Annotated in this window: 21 protein-coding genes and 1 pseudogene; 11 read left to right on the top strand and 11 right to left on the bottom strand. The window is 63.2% G+C overall.

Features of this window, described 5'->3' with window-relative positions; all coding sequences use genetic code 11:
• Window positions 1-64: 64 nt before the first annotated feature.
• A complete protein-coding gene (locus tag ACM43_RS09285; RefSeq protein WP_157287232.1) occupies window positions 65-736 on the bottom strand; it encodes an OmpA family protein in 672 nt (223 codons plus the stop codon).
• A 147-nt stretch (window positions 737-883) separates the two neighbouring features.
• Window positions 884-2,446 (bottom strand): caspase family protein, encoded by a 1,563-nt coding sequence (locus ACM43_RS09280; protein WP_271539789.1) that lies wholly within the window; start codon window positions 2,444-2,446, stop codon window positions 884-886.
• A 346-nt stretch (window positions 2,447-2,792) separates the two neighbouring features.
• Here ACM43_RS09280 and ACM43_RS09275 point away from each other — a divergent pair, with 346 nt between their 5' ends.
• The 4 genes from ACM43_RS09275 to ACM43_RS09260 all read left to right on the top strand — a co-directional run bounded on the left by ACM43_RS09275 (window position 2,793) and on the right by ACM43_RS09260 (window position 6,187).
• Complete coding sequence (locus ACM43_RS09275) at window positions 2,793-3,599, top strand: N-acyl homoserine lactonase family protein (protein ID WP_271539788.1); 807 nt, start codon at window positions 2,793-2,795, stop codon at window positions 3,597-3,599.
• A 180-nt stretch (window positions 3,600-3,779) separates the two neighbouring features.
• Window positions 3,780-4,616 carry a hypothetical protein gene (locus ACM43_RS09270; protein WP_271539787.1) on the top strand — a complete coding sequence of 279 codons (837 nt, stop codon included), beginning with the start codon at window positions 3,780-3,782 and terminating at the stop codon, window positions 4,614-4,616.
• A 107-nt stretch (window positions 4,617-4,723) separates the two neighbouring features.
• On the top strand, window positions 4,724-4,903 hold the full coding sequence (locus ACM43_RS09265) for a hypothetical protein (protein ID WP_271539786.1): 180 nt from the start codon (window positions 4,724-4,726) through the stop codon (window positions 4,901-4,903).
• Between the two features lie 270 nt (window positions 4,904-5,173).
• On the top strand, window positions 5,174-6,187 hold the full coding sequence (locus ACM43_RS09260; protein WP_271539785.1) for an adenylate/guanylate cyclase domain-containing protein: 1,014 nt from the start codon (window positions 5,174-5,176) through the stop codon (window positions 6,185-6,187).
• A 41-nt stretch (window positions 6,188-6,228) separates the two neighbouring features.
• Here the strand turns inward: ACM43_RS09260 and ACM43_RS09255 are convergent, their stop codons facing one another.
• A complete protein-coding gene (locus ACM43_RS09255; protein ID WP_271539784.1) occupies window positions 6,229-6,504 on the bottom strand; it encodes a hypothetical protein in 276 nt (91 codons plus the stop codon).
• A 215-nt stretch (window positions 6,505-6,719) separates the two neighbouring features.
• On the opposite strand from ACM43_RS09255, the gene ACM43_RS09250 reads away from it, so the two are divergent.
• Window positions 6,720-7,124, top strand: a complete 405-nt coding sequence (locus tag ACM43_RS09250; protein ID WP_157287005.1) for a VOC family protein — start codon at window positions 6,720-6,722, stop codon at window positions 7,122-7,124.
• Between the two features lie 174 nt (window positions 7,125-7,298).
• Here ACM43_RS09250 and ACM43_RS09245 read toward each other — a convergent pair whose 3' ends face one another.
• The 4 genes and pseudogenes from ACM43_RS09245 to ACM43_RS09230 all read right to left on the bottom strand — a co-directional run bounded on the left by ACM43_RS09245 (window position 7,299) and on the right by ACM43_RS09230 (window position 9,280).
• Window positions 7,299-7,655, bottom strand: a complete 357-nt coding sequence (locus ACM43_RS09245) for a hypothetical protein (RefSeq protein WP_244941474.1) — start codon at window positions 7,653-7,655, stop codon at window positions 7,299-7,301.
• An 81-nt stretch (window positions 7,656-7,736) separates the two neighbouring features.
• Window positions 7,737-7,820: pseudogene (locus tag ACM43_RS38575) on the bottom strand (MarR family winged helix-turn-helix transcriptional regulator); the annotation flags it as partial.
• A gap of 107 nt (window positions 7,821-7,927) precedes the next feature.
• Window positions 7,928-8,647, bottom strand: a complete 720-nt coding sequence (locus tag ACM43_RS09235; protein WP_404546385.1) for a class I SAM-dependent methyltransferase — start codon at window positions 8,645-8,647, stop codon at window positions 7,928-7,930.
• 90 nt (window positions 8,648-8,737) lie between these two features.
• Window positions 8,738-9,280, bottom strand: coding sequence for a MarR family winged helix-turn-helix transcriptional regulator (locus tag ACM43_RS09230; protein WP_271539781.1), 543 nt, complete (start codon window positions 9,278-9,280; stop codon window positions 8,738-8,740).
• Window positions 9,281-9,391: 111 nt separating this feature from the next.
• Here ACM43_RS09230 and ACM43_RS09225 point away from each other — a divergent pair, with 111 nt between their 5' ends.
• The 5 genes from ACM43_RS09225 to fahA all read left to right on the top strand — a co-directional run bounded on the left by ACM43_RS09225 (window position 9,392) and on the right by fahA (window position 15,121).
• On the top strand, window positions 9,392-11,050 hold the full coding sequence (locus ACM43_RS09225) for an FAD-dependent oxidoreductase (RefSeq protein ID WP_271539780.1): 1,659 nt from the start codon (window positions 9,392-9,394) through the stop codon (window positions 11,048-11,050).
• Between the two features lie 7 nt (window positions 11,051-11,057).
• Window positions 11,058-11,318 carry a DUF2783 domain-containing protein gene (locus ACM43_RS09220; RefSeq protein WP_271539779.1) on the top strand — a complete coding sequence of 87 codons (261 nt, stop codon included), beginning with the start codon at window positions 11,058-11,060 and terminating at the stop codon, window positions 11,316-11,318.
• Window positions 11,319-11,336: 18 nt separating this feature from the next.
• Window positions 11,337-12,293 carry an MBL fold metallo-hydrolase gene (locus ACM43_RS09215; protein WP_271539778.1) on the top strand — a complete coding sequence of 319 codons (957 nt, stop codon included), beginning with the start codon at window positions 11,337-11,339 and terminating at the stop codon, window positions 12,291-12,293.
• Between the two features lie 2 nt (window positions 12,294-12,295).
• Window positions 12,296-13,642 carry a homogentisate 1,2-dioxygenase gene (hmgA, locus tag ACM43_RS09210; protein ID WP_271539777.1) on the top strand — a complete coding sequence of 449 codons (1,347 nt, stop codon included), beginning with the start codon at window positions 12,296-12,298 and terminating at the stop codon, window positions 13,640-13,642.
• Window positions 13,643-13,852: 210 nt separating this feature from the next.
• Window positions 13,853-15,121 carry a fumarylacetoacetase gene (fahA, locus tag ACM43_RS09205; protein ID WP_271539776.1) on the top strand — a complete coding sequence of 423 codons (1,269 nt, stop codon included), beginning with the start codon at window positions 13,853-13,855 and terminating at the stop codon, window positions 15,119-15,121.
• A gap of 116 nt (window positions 15,122-15,237) precedes the next feature.
• Here fahA and ACM43_RS09200 read toward each other — a convergent pair whose 3' ends face one another.
• Together ACM43_RS09200 and ACM43_RS09195 are read right to left on the bottom strand one after the other, a co-directional pair.
• Complete coding sequence (locus tag ACM43_RS09200) at window positions 15,238-15,549, bottom strand: DUF1272 domain-containing protein (RefSeq protein ID WP_271539775.1); 312 nt, start codon at window positions 15,547-15,549, stop codon at window positions 15,238-15,240.
• A gap of 74 nt (window positions 15,550-15,623) precedes the next feature.
• Window positions 15,624-16,103, bottom strand: coding sequence for an Lrp/AsnC family transcriptional regulator (locus tag ACM43_RS09195; protein WP_036016121.1), 480 nt, complete (start codon window positions 16,101-16,103; stop codon window positions 15,624-15,626).
• Between the two features lie 121 nt (window positions 16,104-16,224).
• On the opposite strand from ACM43_RS09195, the gene hppD reads away from it, so the two are divergent.
• Complete coding sequence (gene hppD / locus ACM43_RS09190; RefSeq protein ID WP_271539774.1) at window positions 16,225-17,343, top strand: 4-hydroxyphenylpyruvate dioxygenase; 1,119 nt, start codon at window positions 16,225-16,227, stop codon at window positions 17,341-17,343.
• Between the two features lie 169 nt (window positions 17,344-17,512).
• Here the strand turns inward: hppD and ACM43_RS09185 are convergent, their stop codons facing one another.
• Together ACM43_RS09185 and ACM43_RS09180 are read right to left on the bottom strand one after the other, a co-directional pair.
• Entirely contained in the window at window positions 17,513-18,625 is a 1,113-nt protein-coding gene (locus ACM43_RS09185) for a CaiB/BaiF CoA transferase family protein (protein ID WP_271539773.1), read from the bottom strand.
• A 307-nt stretch (window positions 18,626-18,932) separates the two neighbouring features.
• On the bottom strand, window positions 18,933-19,733 hold the full coding sequence (locus tag ACM43_RS09180) for an FAD binding domain-containing protein (RefSeq protein WP_271539772.1): 801 nt from the start codon (window positions 19,731-19,733) through the stop codon (window positions 18,933-18,935).
• Between the last annotated feature and the right edge of the window lies 1 nt (window position 19,734).

Raw genomic sequence — 19,734 nt, 5'->3', positions numbered from 1 at the left:
CGCGCTTTGGAAACGAGACCTTACACGACATCACGACTTGTCACTGGCAATGGATTCGTCGTGCTCACTTCGATGCGGTGGTCTTGTTTTCCATGTTGACGACCTGCACGCGCCGGTTGGCCTCCGCCAGCGGCTGGTTCGGGTCCTTGAGCTTGCTCTTGCCGTAGCCGACGGTGACGAGATCGGTCGCGGAAATGCTGTACTTCTCGACCAGGTAGCGCTTGATCGAATCCGCGCGACGCTCCGAGAGGTCCTGGTTGTAGGCTTCGCCGCCGGCGGCGTCGGTGTGGCCGGCAACCACGAAGGTCGAGCCCTTCAGGTCCGGGCTAGTCAACGCGCGGCCGAGCGCCTGCACCGAGGGCAGCGACTTGGCGCTGATATTGGCGGAGTTGTAGTCGAACGTGATCTCGAGATCGATGTTCGGCTTGTCCTTGGCCGCGGAGGCGATTTCCTCGCGCTCGATGGACGACAGCGACCGCGTCGAGCGGCCGCGCACCGACTGCAGCAGCTTGGTCTCCGCGGCGTTCGGTGCGGTTTCGGTCTGCGGACCGATCGAGAGGCCGCGGGTCAGGGGCTTCTTCGGCGCCGGCGCCAGCGCGCGGACGATCTCGTCCTCGGTGACGTTCTTGCTGTTGCCGTCATCGCCCGCATATGTGGCCGAGGTCGGCAGCGACAGCGCGGCGCCGACGGTGATGATGGACAGAATCGCGGTAAGCCAATTTGCAGCCGATCTCATTCCCAGTCCCTCCTGCGCAGCCAGCTCACGTGCTCTCAAAATTCAAGCAACACGCCCCCGAAAAGGCCTGTTGCGGCATCCGCCCATTGGTCTTCCCAGGGCTGTTCAAGGTTCGAGCCTTGGACGGGGGCCCAACTCAAAAAAATACTAGCGCACTCCGTAGCTTGCGAATTCCTGAACGATGTTCGGATCCATCGCCTTGGCATTGGCGATGTCCAGCGCCCCCTCCTGGGTCGAGCCGTTGCGTTGCTTGGCGAGGCCGCGTCCGTAGAGCGAGGAGGTCAGGCGTGGGTTGATCTTCAGGGCCGCGTCGAAATCGGCGATCGCATTCTTCACCGCGCCCGACTTCAGATTGACGAGCCCGCGGCTGTCCAGCGCATCGACGAAGTTCGGCCGCAGCCGCAGCGCCTCGTTGCAATCCTTCAGCGCGGCCTGGAGGTCGCCGACCACGGTGCGGGTCCAGCAGCGGTTGTTGAGGGCCTCGACGTCCTTCGAATTGATCCGGAGGGTGTCGTCGAAATCCTTGATGGCGAGGCTGTAGGCGCCCTTGCTGGCATAGACCTGGCCGCGGCGGTACAGCGCGTTCACGTCGTCAGGGTTGGCGGCAATCTTGGCGGTCAGGCTCTTGATCGTGGGATCGTCAGCCAGGGCGGCAGCGCTCGGCCCACCGTCCGTGCTCGGCGCGGGAGCGGGATCAACCGGCTTCACCGGCGGTGGCGGCGGGGGCAGGGCGGCCTCGATCTGCGGCCTCGGCGTGGGAGCAGGCGCGGGCGCCGGTGCCGCGACTGGAGCCGCAGGTGGCGGAGGCGCAGGAGCGGGAGCTGCAGCCGCGCTGTCGGCCGGCTTCGGCGGCGGCGGTGGTGTCGGCGGTGCGGGAGGGGCGGGCGGCGGGTTGTTGGCGACGACAGCCGGCGCGGCGGGAGGCGCGGGCGGCGGCGTTGCCGGACGCGATCCGCCGGCGCCCGGAATGAAGGAGAAATCTTCGGCCAATGACGAGGAAATCCACGGCACCTGCTCGCCGCGCGAGGCGCGGGTGACGCCCATCTTGGTGCGGTTCAGCGTCTCCTCGGCCATCAGGTCGGGAACGCGGATTTCCTTCAGCAGCTCCTGGACGAACAGGCTGCGGTCGCCGCCGGCGTCCGAGACCACCGAGGCCAGTGCCGCCGAGTACATCACCAGCGTGCCGTTCGGGGCGATCACCGGGGTCAGGCCCGCTGAGAAGCTGCGGAACCGGCGCTCGAACGGGTTGCGCCTGGACGCATCGACCAGCGCGATCTTGACGCCGGCGCCGCGGGTGTTGAGCTCGCCGAGGACCGTCTCGAGGCTGAAGCCATCGCGGCGCACGTCGGACTCGGTCCAGATCTGCGCATCCACCGGCAGCAAATAGCTCTGGCGGGCGGACTGGATGCCGAAACCCGAGAAGAACACCAGCGCGACCGAGCCCGGCTTGATTTTGCCGTAGAGCTTATCGAAGGCACGGCGCATGGCGTCGCCGGTCAGATTCTCGCCGAGCTCGACCGAAAAGCCGTCGCGCTTGAGCTCGTCGGCGACGGCGCGCGCATCGTTGATCGGTTCCTTCAGCGGGGCATCCGCATCCGGATATTTGGCGTTGCCGATGACCAGCGCAAAACGGTCGCCGGCCGCAAGCGAGGGGGCCGTCGGGACGAGCGAGATCAGCAAGGGCAGAAGAAAAAAGAAGCGAATTTTCATAATCAGCGCGGTCCAGCCAAAAGGCGCCGTTCCAGCTTGCGCCGCGGCGACCTTAACTTACGCTTACCTCATTATCAAACCGGGGACGGAGGGCGTCAACCGCTTGGAGATACGGCCTTATCCCGATGATGGACCGCAGCGGATGGGCATGCCGCGAGAGGAATGGATGGGGTTGTCATGACGGTCCTCGGTACCTCGATGCTGTCGGCGGACCTTAGCGCAGCCAGGGCGGGTGAAGACGTGATCGATCTCACATTGCAGCCTCGCCTCCGGGTTTGACCTTTCCTGCCGGTGGTGGCTTGGTGTGCGCGATCGTCCAAGATCCAACTCTAAAAAAAGCGAGCCCATGGGAAACGTCTACGAGATCTACGCCCTGCGCTATGCGACGATGTCGCCGCGCACCCCCCACATGAACTTCCTCGTGCCCGACCCGCATGACAGCGCGGCGCAGGACCTCGATTATTTCGTCTGGCTGATTCGGGGGCACAGCCGCGACATTCTGGTCGATACCGGCTTCAACGCCGAGGAGGCGAGCGCGCGAGCGCGCAAGCTCACGCTCAATCCCGTCGATGCGCTGGAGCGTTTCGGCGTTGCGGCGTCAGCCATTCGTGACGTCATCGTGACGCATCTGCATTACGACCACGCCGGCAATCTCGACCGCTTTCCCAATGCGCGCTTCCATCTGCAGGAGCGCGAGATGGCCTACGCGACCGGGCGCTGCATGTGCAACGGCCTGCTGCGCCACCCCTTCTCGGTCGAGCATGTCACGCTGATGGTGCGCCACGTCTATGGCGAGCGCGTCACCTTCTATTCCGGCGACGGCGAGGTTGCTCCCGGCGTGACCGTGCACCGCGTCGGCGGCCATTCCGATGGCTTGCAGGTGGTGAAGGTCGAGACCGCGCGCGGCTCCGTGGTGCTGGCCTCCGATGCCGCGCATTACTACGCCAATCTGCAGCGCCGGAGCCCGTTCCCGATCGTCTACAATGTCGGCGACATGGCGCAAGGCTGGGACACGATCGAGCGTCTCGCGGGTCATCCCGACAGGTTCATCCCCGGCCACGATCCGATCGTGACCGAGATCTATCCGCGCGCCAGCGATGAGGTCGATGCCTGGGCGCTGCATTTGCCGCCGACGCGGTCGTTCGCGACGTGACGATATCGTCACTTTGGAGACAAAGGTGGTCACCCGCCTTCCCGGCCTCACGCCGACCCCGCGCCGTCGCGGCCGTGCCTGACCTGGTCCGTCCCTCGTGGTGACGGCGGCGAAGTAGGTTTCGGCAAGTGAGGATAGCGACTTTCGTCGCTCGGGACGATGTAAAGCATCGGCCCGGGGATGCGCGATCGTGCACGCCGATTGACGTATTCATTTGTCATTTCTAGGTTGTGCCTGACATTCACAACGGTGTTCGGCGTGCTTTCAAAACTCAAAAACCTTGCTGCCGACGCCATGAAAGGCGCCAGCGGGCATTTCTCGAAAGCTTCCAGGGCAATTGCCGACTTGGCCGCGAGTCTCGCCGGCCGCGCCGCGGCCGCCGCTGATCTAGGCCGCATTCTCGATATCATCGAAATGGTCCCTGGCGTCAGTTTCGAGAAGCCTGAGCCTAATGCCGATTATCTCAGTACGCTGCTGGTTGCGGTGCAGATGGGCGAGCTTACGCTGGCCGTGCACTACCGCCAACAAACCGAAGCTGGCGTCGTGCGCCTGCATCCCGTCACAACGGCTGAGGCCAATGCACTGACCGGTTCGGACGACAAATTTTCCTCGATGATCCTGATCGACGGTGAGAACGACAAGCCTGCCATCCAGATGCTGATGAATACCGAGCATCTGGCAGAAAATTATCGGTACGTCACCGCCGACACTCTGGTCAACGCATTGGCTTTCCCGATCGAGAATGTCAAAGGCGGTTTCATCATTGCCAGGCCGTTTCGTTCAATCGCGCGACCGATCGCAGGATGGCTGCTCAACATCATTTTCGACCAGGGTGAGAAGCTACATCGCCGTTTCCGTGGCAACCGCGCCGAAGGTCGGCCCCAATCACCGTCGCTATCAGCGGAGGAGGCAGCCGGCGCGGCGAGTGTCTCGATCACGCCGGAAGACAGTGACGTCCAGGCTCGGGTCTCCGATCGAGCCATCGACGACCAGCCGCGGAATGATGGCGTGAATTGACTGAACAGCGTCGAGGGCCGCGCGCTCTGTGGTCTCGTCTCATCGCCACACGCTTCCCCTGGGATGTGCATCGGGCGCGTGAGTGCGCCCAGGCGTGCCGGGTCCCAGTGCTCTACATCGAAGCGGCCCATCGGCTCGCGGATCTGGATCGTTTTGCGGCGCTGTGTCCGCAACTGGTCACGGCCAAGGCCGTCGGCTCGGGGCATTTCCTGTCGCTGGAGGTGCCGGAGCAGATCAACCCGATGATCGATCGGTTTATCGCGCTCTACGTGCGAAGACACGGGTAAGCGTAATCGCTGCCGGGCAGTGCGGCGATCGACCGCCTCACTCACGCCGTGGCATCACGATAGCCAACGCACCAGGCGACAGAGCAGATCGTTCACCGCGTCCGCTTCGAGAGTAGAGCAGACCTGGCCTGTCTCGAATGCCCCGAAGCTGCCAATGCTCCGCATTGTGAAATTGCCGATCAAGGCTCAAATTGATGTAGGCTGAACGGCGCGAAGCGACGTGATACTTGTTCTGCCCCCGCTGACTGTGGAAGCGACATGCGGAGATCGTTGGCGCCCACTATCGTATTGGCTGCAATAGGATTGCTTGCGGGCGGCATCTATCGTTACATTGTCGACGACCCGAGCGAAGCTACGCTTGCAAACTACCTCCGCAGCGGCCTGCATGGGATGGGTGTCGCACTCGCGGCTTGGGCGGTTCACCTCCATTTCACCTCGCGCAGCAGCGCGTGGGTGACGAAATGGCTCGTCGGCGAACTGCTCGTCAAATCTGTCGTCATGGCCATCGTGGTCGCGGCGGCTGCGATTGGGCTGCAAGCCGCACTCTATGGACACCGGATTGACGCCGCGTGGCTCGCGGCGGGCCTGCCTCGCATCGTCGGCGTCGCTTTCTTGATGTCAATGCTGATCAGCTCGGCCTACGAATTGATACGGCTTATCGGCGGCCGTGTTCTTCTCAGCGTCGTTCTCGGCCGATACCGGCGTCCGACGCGTGAAGAGCGCGCGCTATTGTTTCTCGATCTTGTAGGCTCGACATCACTCGCCGAGTCGATGGGCGAGTTGCGAATACAGGAGCTTCTCACCCGCGTCTTTTTCGACATTGACGAAGTCATCCTCGCTCATGGCGGCGAGGTGCACGCCTACGTCGGGGACGAGGTTATCGTTACATGGCGGGTGACTGCCAATCTGTCGGCGCGGCGCTGTATCGGTTGCTTCTTCGCCATCCAGGACAGGATTGTCGACCACGCCGCTTTCTATGTTCGCGAATTCGGCATAGTGCCACGCTTTCGCGGAGGAATGCACGCCGGCTTGGTGGCGATCAGCGAATGCGGCGATTCACGCCGACAGATTGCCTATTTTGGCGATACCGTGAACGTCGCGGCGCGGTTGCAGGAGCATTGCAAGGAGATCGATCGACCCCTGCTCGTTTCAGCCGACCTGTTGCGCTTGGCGAACCCTACCGCCGACCTTGTGGTCGAACCATTGGGGCCAACGCGGTTGCGCGGACGCCGCGCGCCAATCGACGTGCTCGCCGTCGAGCGCCGTCCGTTGACCGACGCGTGAGCCTTCTTGCTCAGTAGCAATACGAAAGATTGAGGTGAACTCTAGGTCTTCGGCTGCCTGATGAAGCCAAAGTAAAGGCAGACCAAGAAGAGAATGAAATGGACGACGGAACGGCCGCCGCTGACCAGCGGTGTCTCGACGAAGTCTGTTCCCAACAGAGGCACAGAAACTTCGGCGACAAAGAGATAGAACAAGCTGCCTGATGATACAAAGAACGCGCCTGCCAAGAATTTGCGAAATTCCCTGTTTCGCCACGCGAAAAAGAGGCTTCCGACGGCCATGATGAGGCCTGCGGCGACGTAGAGGACAATGATCATGTTTTCCTCACGGGATCAGGCGCGGTCCACAAAACTTAGTTGGTCGCCAAATTCAGAAGCGCCAGATGCTCTGCCCAGTGGTTACATGTAGGTCGTTCCCCGGCGACCGGTCGGCATCTGCTGCACTGCGCAAGTCCGGAGTTGGCCCATCATGCCGCTATCCGGTCAGCACGGCCCTACAAATGACGCCCCGACGAACTCAGAAGGAGAGAAGGATGCTAGAAAAAGCGAAGGTCGCCGCCCGTCTTCCAGCCAAGGATTTAGATCGGGCGCGGGCGTTCTATTCCGAGAAACTCGGGCTCGACCCGGTCGAACAGCGCGAAGGTGGTCTGCGCTACGTCTGCGCAAGCGGAGAGTTTGCAATATTCATCTCGGCCGGAGTGCAATCCGGCACGCACACGCAGATGGGCTGGGAAGTCGAGGACATCGAATCGACGGTGCGGGAACTTCGTGCAAGGGGAGTAAAGTTCGAGGAATACGACTTGCCCGGCCTGAAGACCGTTGACGGGATCGCCGAGATAGCTGGGAATTACGCAAGCAAGGGCATCGGTGAGAGAGGCGCATGGTTCCGCGACAGCGAAGGCAACCTTCTTGGAATTGGGCAGCCTATTCGAGCTTGACAGGCAGGAGTGCGTCGAAACGAATAGCTAATCTGGCCAGATGTTCGCCTCCTGGCCAATTCTGACCTTCGATCAGAGTGCAGCGAGGTCTGCTTTCTGAAGCTGACCCGAACAGCGCGATGCGAGCGGGCCAACGGCTTGCCCAGCGGCCCTCGCCTGGTTCGTTCGTGGCTCCTACTCGATCGTTGCATTCACCGTCATGACCGATCGGCCCGAGCCGTATGGACCCTTTCCTTCACCATAGATGGCGAACGTATCGTTGCCCTTGTAGCCGGATGCCGCGGTATACCTGAACGTCGTGACGTTGACCTGTCTGAGCGTCCCGTGCGCGGGCTTCCGGGACACGCCCGAGCGATGCATCGCTCCCGGAATTCGCATCGGGAAATTGCACGTTTCGCCCGACCTGACCGCGAAGTAGGCCGTCATGTCCACGCCAAACACGGATGGATTGCCGGTGACCCTGCACTCGGAGATGGCGAAGGCCGTGGCCGGCGTCAGGCTCACGACAGCAGCGAGAGCTAATATCCGCATGCGCGTCTCCCGTCGGGATCAAGCGGCAATTGATCTCTAGGGGTCGGGGATGACCATTGATATGAATCAACATATCGTCCGCTAATACGCCTGCTTTGCATCCGCCTCTTCGCTGGTCTGGATCAGATCGAGGCTCTGCTCGGTCTTGCCGAGCAGAGCTCGTAGATGGGTTGAGCCCTTGCGAAACCCATCGATCCATCCGCGATGACGCATGATGGGTTTCGCAAGGGCTCAACCGATCCTACGCGCCGAGACGGGCGGCGGACGCGATGTCAACGAGCACCGGCAGGATCCGGGCAAGCAACGATGTCGCGAGGAGATTTTCGAGCCGCCAGCTCCGGAGGAGAGAATACTGCGAGGTATCCTCCGTCCCCTGCGAGCTTATAAGTGGCGATCTCGCGATAGTCGAGGGCGGCCAACTCGCAGCGCAAGAGCTCAATTGGCGTGCCATGCTTCGAGGTCGGAAGCTCAAGATCGACAATTCCGACCCGCGCACCTTGCTTCAAGGCGGGCGCGAGATTGTAGAGGAAGGCATACGGTTGGGTTATCTCGTGATACATATGCACAAGGATTGCGGCGTCCAGCGAGGAAGCGGGCAGACGCGGGTCGTGTGGTTCGCCGAGCGCGAATTGCACGTTCGTCAACTTCAGAAGTCTTGTTCGCCTGGCGAGTTCGACGAGGTAATCCCGCGTGACGTCCTGGGCAACGACAGAGCCGGCGGGGCCGACGAGGTGCGAGAGCCTGACCGTGTGGTAGCCGCTGCCTGCTCCAATGTCGCCGACTGTCATACCTGGCTTCAGTTCAAGAACGCGCGCGATTTGACCGGCCTCATTGAGGGCGTCGCGGCGCTCTTCGGCGGAGCGGCGCGGGCTGACGATCCGCGCGACAGGACGCTGGGGTGAGGGAAACTCGTTTGCAGCGACTCCAGGGGGAGCCAGATGACCTATGTCAGCGGCGTGTGCGCGAGTCGCGGCAAACGCCACAAGTAGCATCGCAATATACGTTGCTGCCGTCACGGTCCTACCTAGCTTTCTCAACCGGACTCCCAAAAAGCTGACGTCTGCGCCCTATGGGTGGGCGCCCTAATACGCCTGCTTCGCATCCGCCTCTTCGCTGGTCTGGATCAGATCGAGGCTCTGCTCGATCTTGCCAAGCAGGGCCGAGAGCTGCTTGCGCTCCTGCGCGGAGAGGCAGGCGAGGATCTCGTCCTCCCGCCGCAGCAATTGCGGGAACAGCTCCTCGTAGAGCGCGCGGCCCTTTTTCGTCAGTTGCAGGCGGAATTCGCGGCGGTCGGCTTCGTTCTCGACCCGCTCGATCAGGCCGTCGCTGAGCAGCGTCGTCACCGCGCGGCTGATGGTGGATTTGTGAGTGCGGGTGCATTGCGAAATGTATTGCGCGCTGCAGGCATCATTGCGGAAGCCGAGCGTGGCGATGACGCGCCAGGCCGGAATGTCGAGGCCGTGGCGCTCCTGATACTCGACCGACAGCGCGGAACTGACTTCCGCCGCGAGCCGGTTGAGGCGGAACGGCACGAACTTGAACAGATCGAGCCGCGGCTTTGGCTGCGCCGAAGCCTCGTCGGCCGCGCGCGCTTTGAGCGCGATGTCGCTGGATGTCCTCGCCAAGGAGAGCGCCTCCGAATTCCAGTTGACGGCCGGCCGGCTCCGGTCCAGAATAGTTGCACGTGAGACTATCTAGCAGATCGATCCTGTCCTGACCAGAGCCGAGGTTCGTGTATGGCGCCGGCCAATACCCCTCACGCCAACACCCTGAACGCCAAGACCGCTCAAGCCAAGACCCAGTTCGGCTACCGCCGTCACCCCGATCAGGACCGCCCCGGCTCGAGCCCCGCGGCGCATCCGATCGTGATCGTCGGCGCGGGCCCGGTCGGGTTGTCGCTGGGGATCGACCTTGCCCAGCGCGGTCAGCGCGTCGTGCTGCTTGATGATGCCGACCGCATCGGCGAAGGCTCGCGCGCTATCTGCTTCTCGAAACGCTCGCTGGAATATTGGGACCGGCTCGGCGTCGGCGACCGCATGGTCGAGAAGGGCGTGGTGTGGAGTGTCGGCCGCATCTTCCATGGCGAGTCGCAGCTCTACCAGTTCAACCTCCTGCCCGAAGACGGTCACAAGCGGCCGGCCTTTATCAATCTCCAGCAATATTACGCCGAGGCCTATCTGGTCGATCGCATCAACGAGCTGCCGGAGATCGACCTGCGCTGGCGCAACAAGGTGACAGCGCTCGAGCAGCGCAACGATTCCGCGCTTTTGACGATCGAGACGCCCGAGGGCGCCTACCGCCTGAATGCGCAATATGTCGTAGCCTGCGACGGTGCGCGCTCCTCGCTGCGGCAGATGGTCGGGGCGGAATTCGCCGGCCAGGTGTTCGAGGATCAGTTCCTGATCGCAGACGTCAAGATGACCGCGGAATTTCCGACCGAGCGCTGGTTCTGGTTCGATCCGCCGTTCCATGCCGGGCGTTCGGCGCTGCTCCACCGGCAGCCCGACGATGTCTGGCGTATCGATCTCCAGCTCAATCGCTATGCCGATCCGGTCCTCGAGAAGAAGCCGGAGAACGTGCGGCCGCGGATCGCGCGCATGCTCGGCCACGACAAGTTCGAATTCGAGTGGATTTCGCTCTACAAATTCCAATGCCGGCGGATGGACCGCTTCATCCATGGCCGCGTGATCTTCGCCGGCGATTCCGCGCATCAGGTCTCGCCCTTCGGCGCGCGTGGCGCGAACTCGGGACTCGAAGACGCGGAGAATCTGTCCTGGAAGCTCGACCGCGTGCTGCGCGGCAAATCGCCCGCGGGCTTGCTGGAGAGCTATCATCTCGAGCGCAGCATGGCGGCCGACGAGAACATTCGCGAATCCACCCGCTCGACTGACTTCATGGCGCCGAACTCGCATCAGGAGGCGCGGCTGCGCAAGGCGGTGCTGTCACTGGCCAAGGAGACCGAGTTCGGCAAGCGCATGGTCAATGGCGGCAGGCTGTCGGTGCCGTGCAGCTATCACTCGCCGCTGTCTTCGCTCGACGCGGAGACGTGGCGCGGCGGACCTTCGCCCGGCTGTTCGATGCTCGACGCGCCCGTCACAACGCGGGCCGGCGAGCAGATCTATCTCACCGACGCCTTCCGCAGGGGTGGAACGGACTTCACCTTGCTGTCGTTCAGCAATGGCGCGCCGATCGATGCGCCGGAGGGTATCAAGGGTATCCGCATCGGTGCCGACGGCGGATTTGCCGATCCATCGGGCATGGTCGCCAAGCGCTACGGCGCCGAGCCGGGCGCCGCCTATCTGCTGAGGCCCGACGGTTATGTCGCGGCGCGCTTCCGTCATCCGACGCGTTCGGCGATCGCGGCGGCGCTGGCGCGAGCCGAAGGTTTGTATTGAGGTTGGCATGCCGCTCTCCACCAGCTCGAACTTCGCGCGCCCCGACGATGCGTTCCGTGCCATCGTCGAGGCGCATCGCGGCCTGACCGAGGAGCAGAGCGCCGATTTCGACGCGGCGCTGGTTCTGATCCTCGCCAACCATATCGGCGACATCGACGTGCTGCGCGAAGCGATTGGACTCGCCAAGCGCCGCATGATCGACGGCCAGCAGCAACAACAGCAACAACAACAGCAACAACAACAGCAACAACAACAGCAACAACAATAGCCCTGTAAGGACGAATTCATGGCGAAAAACTTCGCATCTACCGGCGATCTCTCCGAGAAGAAGATCACCTTCTCCGAGATCGGCACCGATCTCTATGCCTTCACCGCCGAGGGCGATCCCAACACCGGCGTGATCGTCGGCGACGATGGCTGCCTCGTGTTCGACGCGCAGGCGACGCCGGCCATGGCGAACAAGGTGATCGAGCGGGTCCGCACGGTGACCGACAAGCCGATCAAATATGTCGTGCTGTCGCACTATCACGCCGTTCGCGTGCTCGGGGCCTCCGCCTACAAGGCACAAGGCATCGTCGCCTCGCAGGAGACTCATCGGCTGATTGCGGAGCGCGGCCAGCAGGATTGGGATTCCGAGTACGGCCGCTTTCCGCGCCTGTTCCAGGATGCGCAGAGCATTCCCGGCCTGACCTGGCCGACGCTGACCTTCGAAGGCGAGATGACGATCTATCTCGGCAAGCGCGAGGTGCGCCTGATGCAGCTCGGCGCCGGCCACACCTCGGGCGACATCGTCGGCTGGGTGCCGGATGCGGAGGTGATGTTCTCGGGCGACCTCATCGAATATCACTCGGCCTGTTATTGCGGCGATGCGCATTTGCGCGAATGGCCGATGACGCTGAACGAGATCCGCAACTTCAATCCGAAGGCGATCGCGCCGGGCCGCGGCGATGCGCTGAAGGGCACCGCCACGGTGCGCGAGGCGATCGCGATGACGCGCGACTTCGTCACCTCGCTCTATGGTGCCGCCGAAATCTCGGTCGCCAGGGGCCGCAGCTTAAAGGAATCGATGGCGGCGACGCGCGAGATAATGGATCCGAAATTCTCGAGCTTTGCCATCTACGAGCACTGCCTGCCGTTCAACGTGTCGCGCGCCTACGACGAAGCGTCCGGAATCGACGACCCCGTGATCTGGACCGACAAGCGCGATCAGGAAATGTGGGCCGCCTTGCAAGGAGGAGGATAGTCATGAACATCAATACCTCGCCTGATCAGATCATCCGCAGCTCGGCCCAGGTGACGCCGGGCTACATGTCCGGCTTCGGCAACTCTTTCGAGACCGAGGCGCTGCCGGGCGCGCTGCCGATCGGGCGCAATTCGCCGCAGCGCTGCGCCTACGGACTCTATGCCGAGCAGCTCTCGGGCTCGCCCTTCACCGCGCCGCGCGGCAGCAATGAGCGCTCCTGGCTCTACCGCATCCGCCCCTCCGTGAAGCATTCCGGCCGCTTCGAGAAGGTCGACGCCGGGCTGTGGCGTTCGGCGCCGTGCCATGAATACGACCTGCCGATCGCGCAACTGCGCTGGGATCCGACGCCGCTGCCGAAGGAGGAGGTCACCTTCATTCAGGGCGTGCAGACCATGACGACGGCGGGGGATGTGAATACGCAGGCCGGCATGGCCGCGCATGTCTATCTCATCACCAAGTCGATGGTGGATCAGCATTTCTACGATGCCGACGGCGAGCTGATGTTCGTGCTGCAACAGGGCAATCTGCGCCTCGTCACCGAGTTCGGCCGAATCGATGCAGAGCCCGGCGAGATCGTGGTGATCCCGCGCGGCGTCAAGTTCCGCGTCGAGATTCCGAATGGGCCGGCGCGCGGCTATCTCTGCGAAAATTACGGCGGCGCCTTCACGCTGCCGGAGCGCGGGCCGATCGGCGCCAATTGCCTTGCCAATGCGCGCGACTTCCTGACGCCGGTGGCAAACTACGAGGACAAGGACACGCCGACCGAGCTCTACGTGAAATGGGGTGGCTCGCTGTTCAAGACGGCCCTGCCGCATTCGCCGATCGACGTCGTCGCCTGGCACGGCAATTACGCGCCGTACAAGTATGATCTGCGCACCTTCTCGCCCGTCGGCGCGATCGGCTTCGACCATCCCGATCCCTCGATCTTCACGGTGCTGACCTCGCCCTCGGAGACCGCGGGCACCGCCAATATCGATTTCGTCATCTTCCCGGAGCGCTGGATGGTCGCGGAAAACACCTTCCGTCCGCCCTGGTATCACATGAACATCATGAGCGAGTTCATGGGCCTGATCTACGGCGTCTACGACGCCAAGCCGCAGGGCTTCGTCCCCGGCGGCATCTCCTTGCACAATTGCATGCTGCCGCACGGCCCCGACCGCGACGCCTTCGAGCACGCCAGCAACGGCGAACTGAAGCCGGTGAAGCTGACCGGCACCATGGCCTTCATGTTCGAGACCCGCTACCCGCAGCGCGTCACCGCCCATGCGGCGAAGTCCTCGACGCTGCAGGACGATTACGCCGATTGCTGGAAAGGCCTGGAGAAGCGCTTCGATCCGACAAAGCCGTGATGCCTCTTACCCTCCCCTGGAGGGGGAGGGTCGCTACGCATCCAGCGAAAGCGGAATGCGTAGCGGGGTGGGGTGACAGTCTCTCCGCAAGGAAAACTGCCCGAGTGGAGAGATCACCCATCCCGTCTCATATTTCGCTGCGCTCAATATGAGCCGACCCTCCCCTCCAGGGGAGGGTGACACCCTCACCGCTGCGCCCACGGGAAACCAATGCCCCACCCCAACGACCCCAGCCTCCGCTCCTTCATCGCCGTCGATCCCGGCTCGGACTTCCCGATCCAGAACCTGCCATATGGCGTGTTCTCGACAAACGACGAGCGCGCACCGCGCCTCGGAGTAGCGATTGGCGACTACGTGCTCGATCTCTGGGAGCTTGAGCAAGATGGCGTGATCAGTGCGGGCGATCCCGGCACATTTGCTGTAGGACTAAACGCCCTGATGCATCTGGGTCCAAAGGTTTGGTCGAAAACCCGCGCGCGCATCAGCGAGCTGTTGCGGCACGACAATCCCGAGCTTCGCGATAACGAGCAGTTGCGCTCGCGCGCTTTCGTTCCCATGCGCGATGCCAAACTGCACATGCCCTTCACCGTCTCCGGCTACACCGACTTCTATTCCTCCAAGGAGCACGCCACCAATGTCGGCGTGATGTTCCGCGGCAAGGACAATGCGCTGCAGCCGAACTGGCTGCACATGCCGATCGCCTATAACGGCCGCGCCTCCACCGTGGTCGTCTCCGGCACCAAGGTGAAGCGGCCGCGCGGGCAGCTGAAGCCGCCGAATGTGGAGCTGCCGAGCTTTGCGCCGTGCAAGCGGCTCGATTTCGAGCTGGAGATGGGCGTCGTCATCGGCCAGCCGTCGCCGATGGGCGGCATGCTGAGCGAGCAACAGGCCGAGGAGATGATCTTCGGCTTCGTGTTGCTCAACGACTGGAGCGCGCGCGACATCCAGCAATGGGAGTATGTGCCGCTCGGTCCGTTCCTGGCAAAAGCGTTCGCGACCTCGATCAGCCCCTGGGTGGTGACGCGCGAGGCGCTGGAGCCGTTCCGCTTGAACGGGCCGGAGCAGCAGCCGGTGCCGCTGGATTATCTCAAGCAGACGAGGCCGCAGAACTACGATGTCGCGCTCGACGTCTCCTTGCGCGCCGCCGGTGCCAATGCGCCCGCCAGCATCAGCCGCACCAATTTCAAGTACATGTACTGGTCCTCGGTGCAGCAATTGATGCACCACGCCTCCTCAGGCTGCGCCATGAATGTCGGCGATCTCCTAGGGAGTGGCACCATCTCCGGCCCGGAGAAGAACCAGCGCGGCAGCCTGCTCGAGATCAGCTGGAACGGCACCGAGCCGGTCGAACTGCCCGGCGGCGCCAAGCGCTCGTTCCTGGAAGACGGCGACAGCCTCGTCATGCGTGGCTGGTGCCAGGGCAATGGCTACCGCGTCGGGTTCGGCGAGGTCGAGGGAACGATCGTGGCCGCGGAATAGCCGAAGGCGCCGCCACAACCTCCGTCATTGCGAGCGCAGCGAAGCAATCCAGGAATCCCTCCGCGGAGACAGTCTGGATTGCTTCGCTGCGCTCGCAATGACGGCGTGGATGGAGCCTACCGCCTCTCCGGCGGCACGTCGCGCACCCGCGCACAATGCGCCGCGACGTCCTCCATGCTGTACTTCAAATGCACCCGCTTGTCCGACGGCGCCTGCTTGGCGGTGCATACGCCCGGCCGCCATTCCTGCGCCGGCCTGATCGGGCGCGGGGCGAAGCCGCCGCCGCAGTTCGGGCAGACATTGAACAGCTTGGTCTCGACGCAGTCCGCACAGAACGTGCATTCATAGGAGCAGATCCGCGCATCCGTCGCATCAGGCGGCAGGTCGCAATCGCAATATTCGCAGTTCGGTCGCAGCTGCAGCGCCATGTTGAATCTCCGCAACGAGAGTTGCGATCATCGCAGATCGCCTAGCCAGCGCGAATGCCATAGTTCCCTCGATTTCAGCCGGGCTTGATCTCCTTCAGCGGCAGCTTGGAGCTCTCCTTGAGCCTATCAAGCACGATCGAGGAGCGCACATGCGCCACGCTCTGGTGCGGCATCAGCACGTCGTTGACGAGGTTGGACAGGCCCTTGAGATCGCGCAGCACGGCTTTGAGCACATAGTCGGCATCGCCCGTCAGCGAATACGCCTCCTGGATCTCATCGATCCGGTTCACCAGCGCGCGAAAACGCTTGGAATTGTCCGGCGAGTGGGTCGCCAGTCCCACCTGGATGAAGGCGATCACGCCGAAGCCGAGCGCCTCGCTGGAGAGGTCGGCGTGGTAGCCCGCGATCACCTTCTCCTCCTCCAGCCGCATCCGCCGCCGCGAGCATTGCGAGGCTGACAGGCCCGCGAGCTCGGCGAGCTCCTGGTTGGTGAGGCGGCCATCGTCCTGAAGCGCGCCGAGAATCCTGAGGTCGAAGGCGTCAACAGAAATCATGCGTATTTCATCCATTTCATGCACGGATCGTGCATAGAATAGCCAAAGCCCGTCTCGTTTGCACGCTCATTGCATGACCCATGAAGGATAGTTCCTGTCAGCAGCCATTCGGGAGAACACCATGGGACCGTTTCCGCACGATGCACCGCCGGCCACGATCACTGCCGACAACCCGATGGGCACCGACGGCTTCGAGTTCGTCGAATACGCGCATCCCAATCCGGAAGAGTTGCACGCGCTGTTCAAGCTGATGGGCTATGCGCCCGTCGCGCGCCACAGAACCAAGAAGATCACGGTCTATCGCCAGGGCGACATCAACTATCTCGTCAACGAGGAGCCCGGCACGCACGGCTATGAGTTCGTCGCCGCGCACGGCCCCTGTGCGCCGTCGATGGCGTTTCGCGTCGTCGATGCCAAGGCGGCCTATGACCGTGCCATTGCGCTCGGCGCCGAGCCGGCCGATGTGTCATCGACGCAGAAGACGCTCGACGTGCCCGCGATCAAGGGCATCGGCGGCAGCCTGCTTTATCTCGTCGATCGCTACGGTGCCAAGGGCTCGGCCTATGACGCTGAGTTCGAATGGCTGGGCGCGCGCGATCCCAAGCCGCATGGCGCCGGCCTGTTCTATCTCGACCATCTCACCCACAACGTCCATCGCGGCCGCATGAATGTCTGGGCCGGCTTCTACGAGAAGCTGTTCAACTTCCGCCAGATCCGCTTCTTCGACATCGAGGGCCGCGCCTCCGGCCTGTTCTCGCGCGCGCTGACCAGCCCCGACGGCAAGATCCGCATTCCGATCAACGAGGACGCCGGCGAGTCCGGCCAGATCGAGGAATATCTGCAAACCTATCGCGGCGAAGGCATCCAGCACATCGCCTGCGGCTGCCGCGACATCTACCGCACCATCGAAGGTCTGCGCGAGGCCGGCCTGCCGTTCATGCCGTCGCCGCCCGATACCTATTTCGAGAAGATCGATACGCGCCTGCCCAAGCATGGCGAGGATGTCGCCCGGCTCAAGAAGAACGGCATCCTGATCGACGGCGAGGGCGTGGTCGACGGCGGCCAGACCAAGGTGCTGCTGCAGATCTTCTCGGCCAACGCGATCGGCCCGATCTTCTTCGAGTTCATCCAGCGCAAGGGCGACGACGGTTTTGGCGAGGGCAATTTCAAGGCCCTGTTCGAATCCATCGAGGAGGATCAGATCCGGCGCGGGGTGTTGAAGGTGGGAGACGCGGCGTAGGGCGCGGCCGTCACGCACACTGCTGTAGGGTGGGCAAAGCGAAGCGTGCCCACGTCCTGCCCAATTGATGCGAAGACGTGGGCACGGCGCTTCGCGCCTTTGCCCACCCTACGCGACTGTGGTTATGGATCCCGGGCTCGCGCTCGCGCGCCCCGGATGACCGCGGAAATTACTTCAGCGCCTGCCACGCCTTCATCACCGCCCCGATCTCCGCCGCCTCCGGCTCGCGCGCGGCCGAGGGCGTGCGCGAGAACCGTGGCGCAGGTGCCGGCTGCTTCACGCCGTGACGCTCGATGAAGACGTTGCGGGCGACCATGTGCGGATGCTGTGTCGCCTCAGACATGGTCAGCACCGGCGCGAAGCAGATGTCGGTGCCTTCCATGATCTTGCACCAGTCCTCGCGCGTCTTGCTCTTGAACACGGCCTTCAGCTTCTCCTTCAGCGCCGGCCAGGCCTTGCGATCCATCTGCGCGTCGAAATCGGCGTCCGTCAGGCCCGCATGCTCGCGCAGCAACGCGTAGAATTGCGGCTCGATCGAGCCGATCGAGACGAAGTGCCCGCAGGCGCATTCGTAGACGCCGTAGAAATGTGCGCCGCCGTCGAGGAAGTTCTGGTTGCGCCCTTCGGTCCAGCGTCCCATCGTGGTCATGTCGAAGAAGAACGACATCAGCGAGGCCGCGCCGTCGCACATTGCCGCGTCCACCACCTGGCCCTTGCCCGATTTCTGCGCTTCCAGCAGTGCTGCGAGCACGCCGACGACGAGATAGAGCGCACCGCCGCCGAAATCGCCGACCAAATTGAGCGGCGGCACCGGCGCTTCCTCAGTGCCGATCGCGGCGAGCGCGCCGGTGATGGAAATGTAATTGATGTCGTGGCCGGCGGCGTTGGCGAGCGGGCCCTCCTGGCCCCAGCCGGTCATGCGGCCATAGACCAGCTTCGGGTTGCGTGCGAGCACGACGTCCGGCCCGAGGCCGAGCCGCTCCATCACACCGGGGCGAAAACCCTCGACCAGCGCGTCCGCGCTCGCGAGCAGATCCAATACTTGCGCGATCGCCGCCTTGTCCTTGAGGTCGAGCTCGATCACCTTGCGGCCGCGCCCGGCCACCGACTTCATGCTCTTCTTGGCGCCGACGCGGTCGAGGGTGACGACGTCGGCGCCCATGTCGGCCAGCATCATGCAGGCGAACGGACCGGGCCCAATGCCGGCGAATTCGACGATGCGGAAGCCCGAGAGCGGGCCGGAAGCGCGGACGGAGGAGGTGGAGGCTGGTTTGTCGAGCACGTTGTTGTTTCCTCGGGTCGCGGGCGCATGCCGGCGTCGGCAATTGCCTCTGACGTTTCTTCTGTTGAGCGAGTTAATCGGCCGATTAACTTTTCTCGCCTTCACGCCAGCGAGGCAAGCGGTTTTCATGCCGCACGGCCAAAATAAAGCGGCGCGCACCGAAGTGCGCGCCGCGGAAAATTTGCGTGGAGACGCTAGAGCATGATCCGGAAAAGTGCGTAGCGGTTTTCCGAAAAGATCATGCTCAAACAATAACCTAAAGCGCGATGACAATTTATCCTAATCGCATCGCGCTTTAGCCGAACCGTCAGCGCGCAGCGGCGACCGCGCGTTGTGCCATCACCTTGATCAGATTGGCGCGATACTCCGCCGTGCCGTGGATGTCGGCCAGCAATCCGTTCGCCGAAATCGTCACGCCGTCGATCGCTGACGGCGACCAGTTCGTCTTCAGCGCCGCTTCGATCGCGCCCACCCGCATCACGCCGGTTTGCGAAGCGCCGGTGGCGGCAACGCGAACCTCGCCCGACTTGGTCTGCGCCACGAACACGCCGGTGAGCGCGAAGCGCGAGGCCGGATGCCGCATCTTCTCGTAGCCTGCCTTCGCCGGCACCGGGAATGACACGGCGGTGATGATCTCGCCGTCTTCCAGCGCCGTCGTGAACAGGCCCTGGAAGAAATCATCCGCCGCAATCGACCGCTTGTTGGTCTTCACGGTGGCGCCGAGCGCGAGCAGCGCCGCCGGGAAATCCGCAGCCGGATCGTTGTTGGCGATCGAGCCGCCGATCGTGCCGCGATAACGCACGGCGGGGTCGCCGAGCACCGAGGTGAGATAGGCGATCGCGGGGATCGCCTGCTTCACATCGGCATTCGTCATGATGTCGTAATAGGTCGTCGCCGCCTTGATGGTCAGCGTGTCGCCCGACAGCTCGACGCCCTGCAGCTCCTTGATCCTGCCGAGGTCTATGACGTCGGAGGGACCTGCGAGGCGCTGCTTCATGACCGGCAGCAGCGTCTGACCGCCGGCGAGGAACTTCGACTCGCTGCCTTTTGCGAACAGGCTGGCGGCCTCGTCGACCGAGGAGGCGCGATGATAGGTGGTCTGGTACATC

It is taken from the genome of Bradyrhizobium sp. CCBAU 45321 (assembly GCF_028128975.1).
In the GTDB taxonomy this organism is placed as follows: domain Bacteria; phylum Pseudomonadota; class Alphaproteobacteria; order Rhizobiales; family Xanthobacteraceae; genus Bradyrhizobium; species Bradyrhizobium yuanmingense.
Note: the sequence above shows the minus strand (reverse complement) of the source record. Positions and strands in the feature narration are given on the sequence as shown.

What these genes read in the sequence shown, in the direction of transcription:
- ACM43_RS09285 (WP_157287232.1), bottom strand. Translation starts at nt 736, where the DNA reads ATGAGATCGGCTGCAAATTGGCTTACCGCGATTCTGTCCATCATCACC.
- ACM43_RS09280 (WP_271539789.1), bottom strand. Translation starts at nt 2,446, where the DNA reads ATGAAAATTCGCTTCTTTTTTCTTCTGCCCTTGCTGATCTCGCTCGTC.
- ACM43_RS09275 (WP_271539788.1), top strand. Translation starts at nt 2,793, where the DNA reads ATGGGAAACGTCTACGAGATCTACGCCCTGCGCTATGCGACGATGTCG.
- ACM43_RS09270 (WP_271539787.1), top strand. Translation starts at nt 3,780, where the DNA reads ATGCGCGATCGTGCACGCCGATTGACGTATTCATTTGTCATTTCTAGG.
- ACM43_RS09255 (WP_271539784.1), bottom strand. Translation starts at nt 6,504, where the DNA reads ATGATCATTGTCCTCTACGTCGCCGCAGGCCTCATCATGGCCGTCGGA.
- ACM43_RS09250 (WP_157287005.1), top strand. Translation starts at nt 6,720, where the DNA reads ATGCTAGAAAAAGCGAAGGTCGCCGCCCGTCTTCCAGCCAAGGATTTA.
- ACM43_RS09245 (WP_244941474.1), bottom strand. Translation starts at nt 7,655, where the DNA reads ATGCGGATATTAGCTCTCGCTGCTGTCGTGAGCCTGACGCCGGCCACG.
- ACM43_RS09235 (WP_404546385.1), bottom strand. Translation starts at nt 8,647, where the DNA reads ATGCTACTTGTGGCGTTTGCCGCGACTCGCGCACACGCCGCTGACATA.
- ACM43_RS09225 (WP_271539780.1), top strand. Translation starts at nt 9,392, where the DNA reads ATGGCGCCGGCCAATACCCCTCACGCCAACACCCTGAACGCCAAGACC.
- ACM43_RS09220 (WP_271539779.1), top strand. Translation starts at nt 11,058, where the DNA reads ATGCCGCTCTCCACCAGCTCGAACTTCGCGCGCCCCGACGATGCGTTC.
- ACM43_RS09215 (WP_271539778.1), top strand. Translation starts at nt 11,337, where the DNA reads ATGGCGAAAAACTTCGCATCTACCGGCGATCTCTCCGAGAAGAAGATC.
- hmgA (WP_271539777.1), top strand. Translation starts at nt 12,296, where the DNA reads ATGAACATCAATACCTCGCCTGATCAGATCATCCGCAGCTCGGCCCAG.
- fahA (WP_271539776.1), top strand. Translation starts at nt 13,853, where the DNA reads ATGCCCCACCCCAACGACCCCAGCCTCCGCTCCTTCATCGCCGTCGAT.
- ACM43_RS09200 (WP_271539775.1), bottom strand. Translation starts at nt 15,549, where the DNA reads ATGGCGCTGCAGCTGCGACCGAACTGCGAATATTGCGATTGCGACCTG.
- ACM43_RS09195 (WP_036016121.1), bottom strand. Translation starts at nt 16,103, where the DNA reads ATGATTTCTGTTGACGCCTTCGACCTCAGGATTCTCGGCGCGCTTCAG.
- hppD (WP_271539774.1), top strand. Translation starts at nt 16,225, where the DNA reads ATGGGACCGTTTCCGCACGATGCACCGCCGGCCACGATCACTGCCGAC.
- ACM43_RS09180 (WP_271539772.1), bottom strand. Translation starts at nt 19,733, where the DNA reads ATGTACCAGACCACCTATCATCGCGCCTCCTCGGTCGACGAGGCCGCC.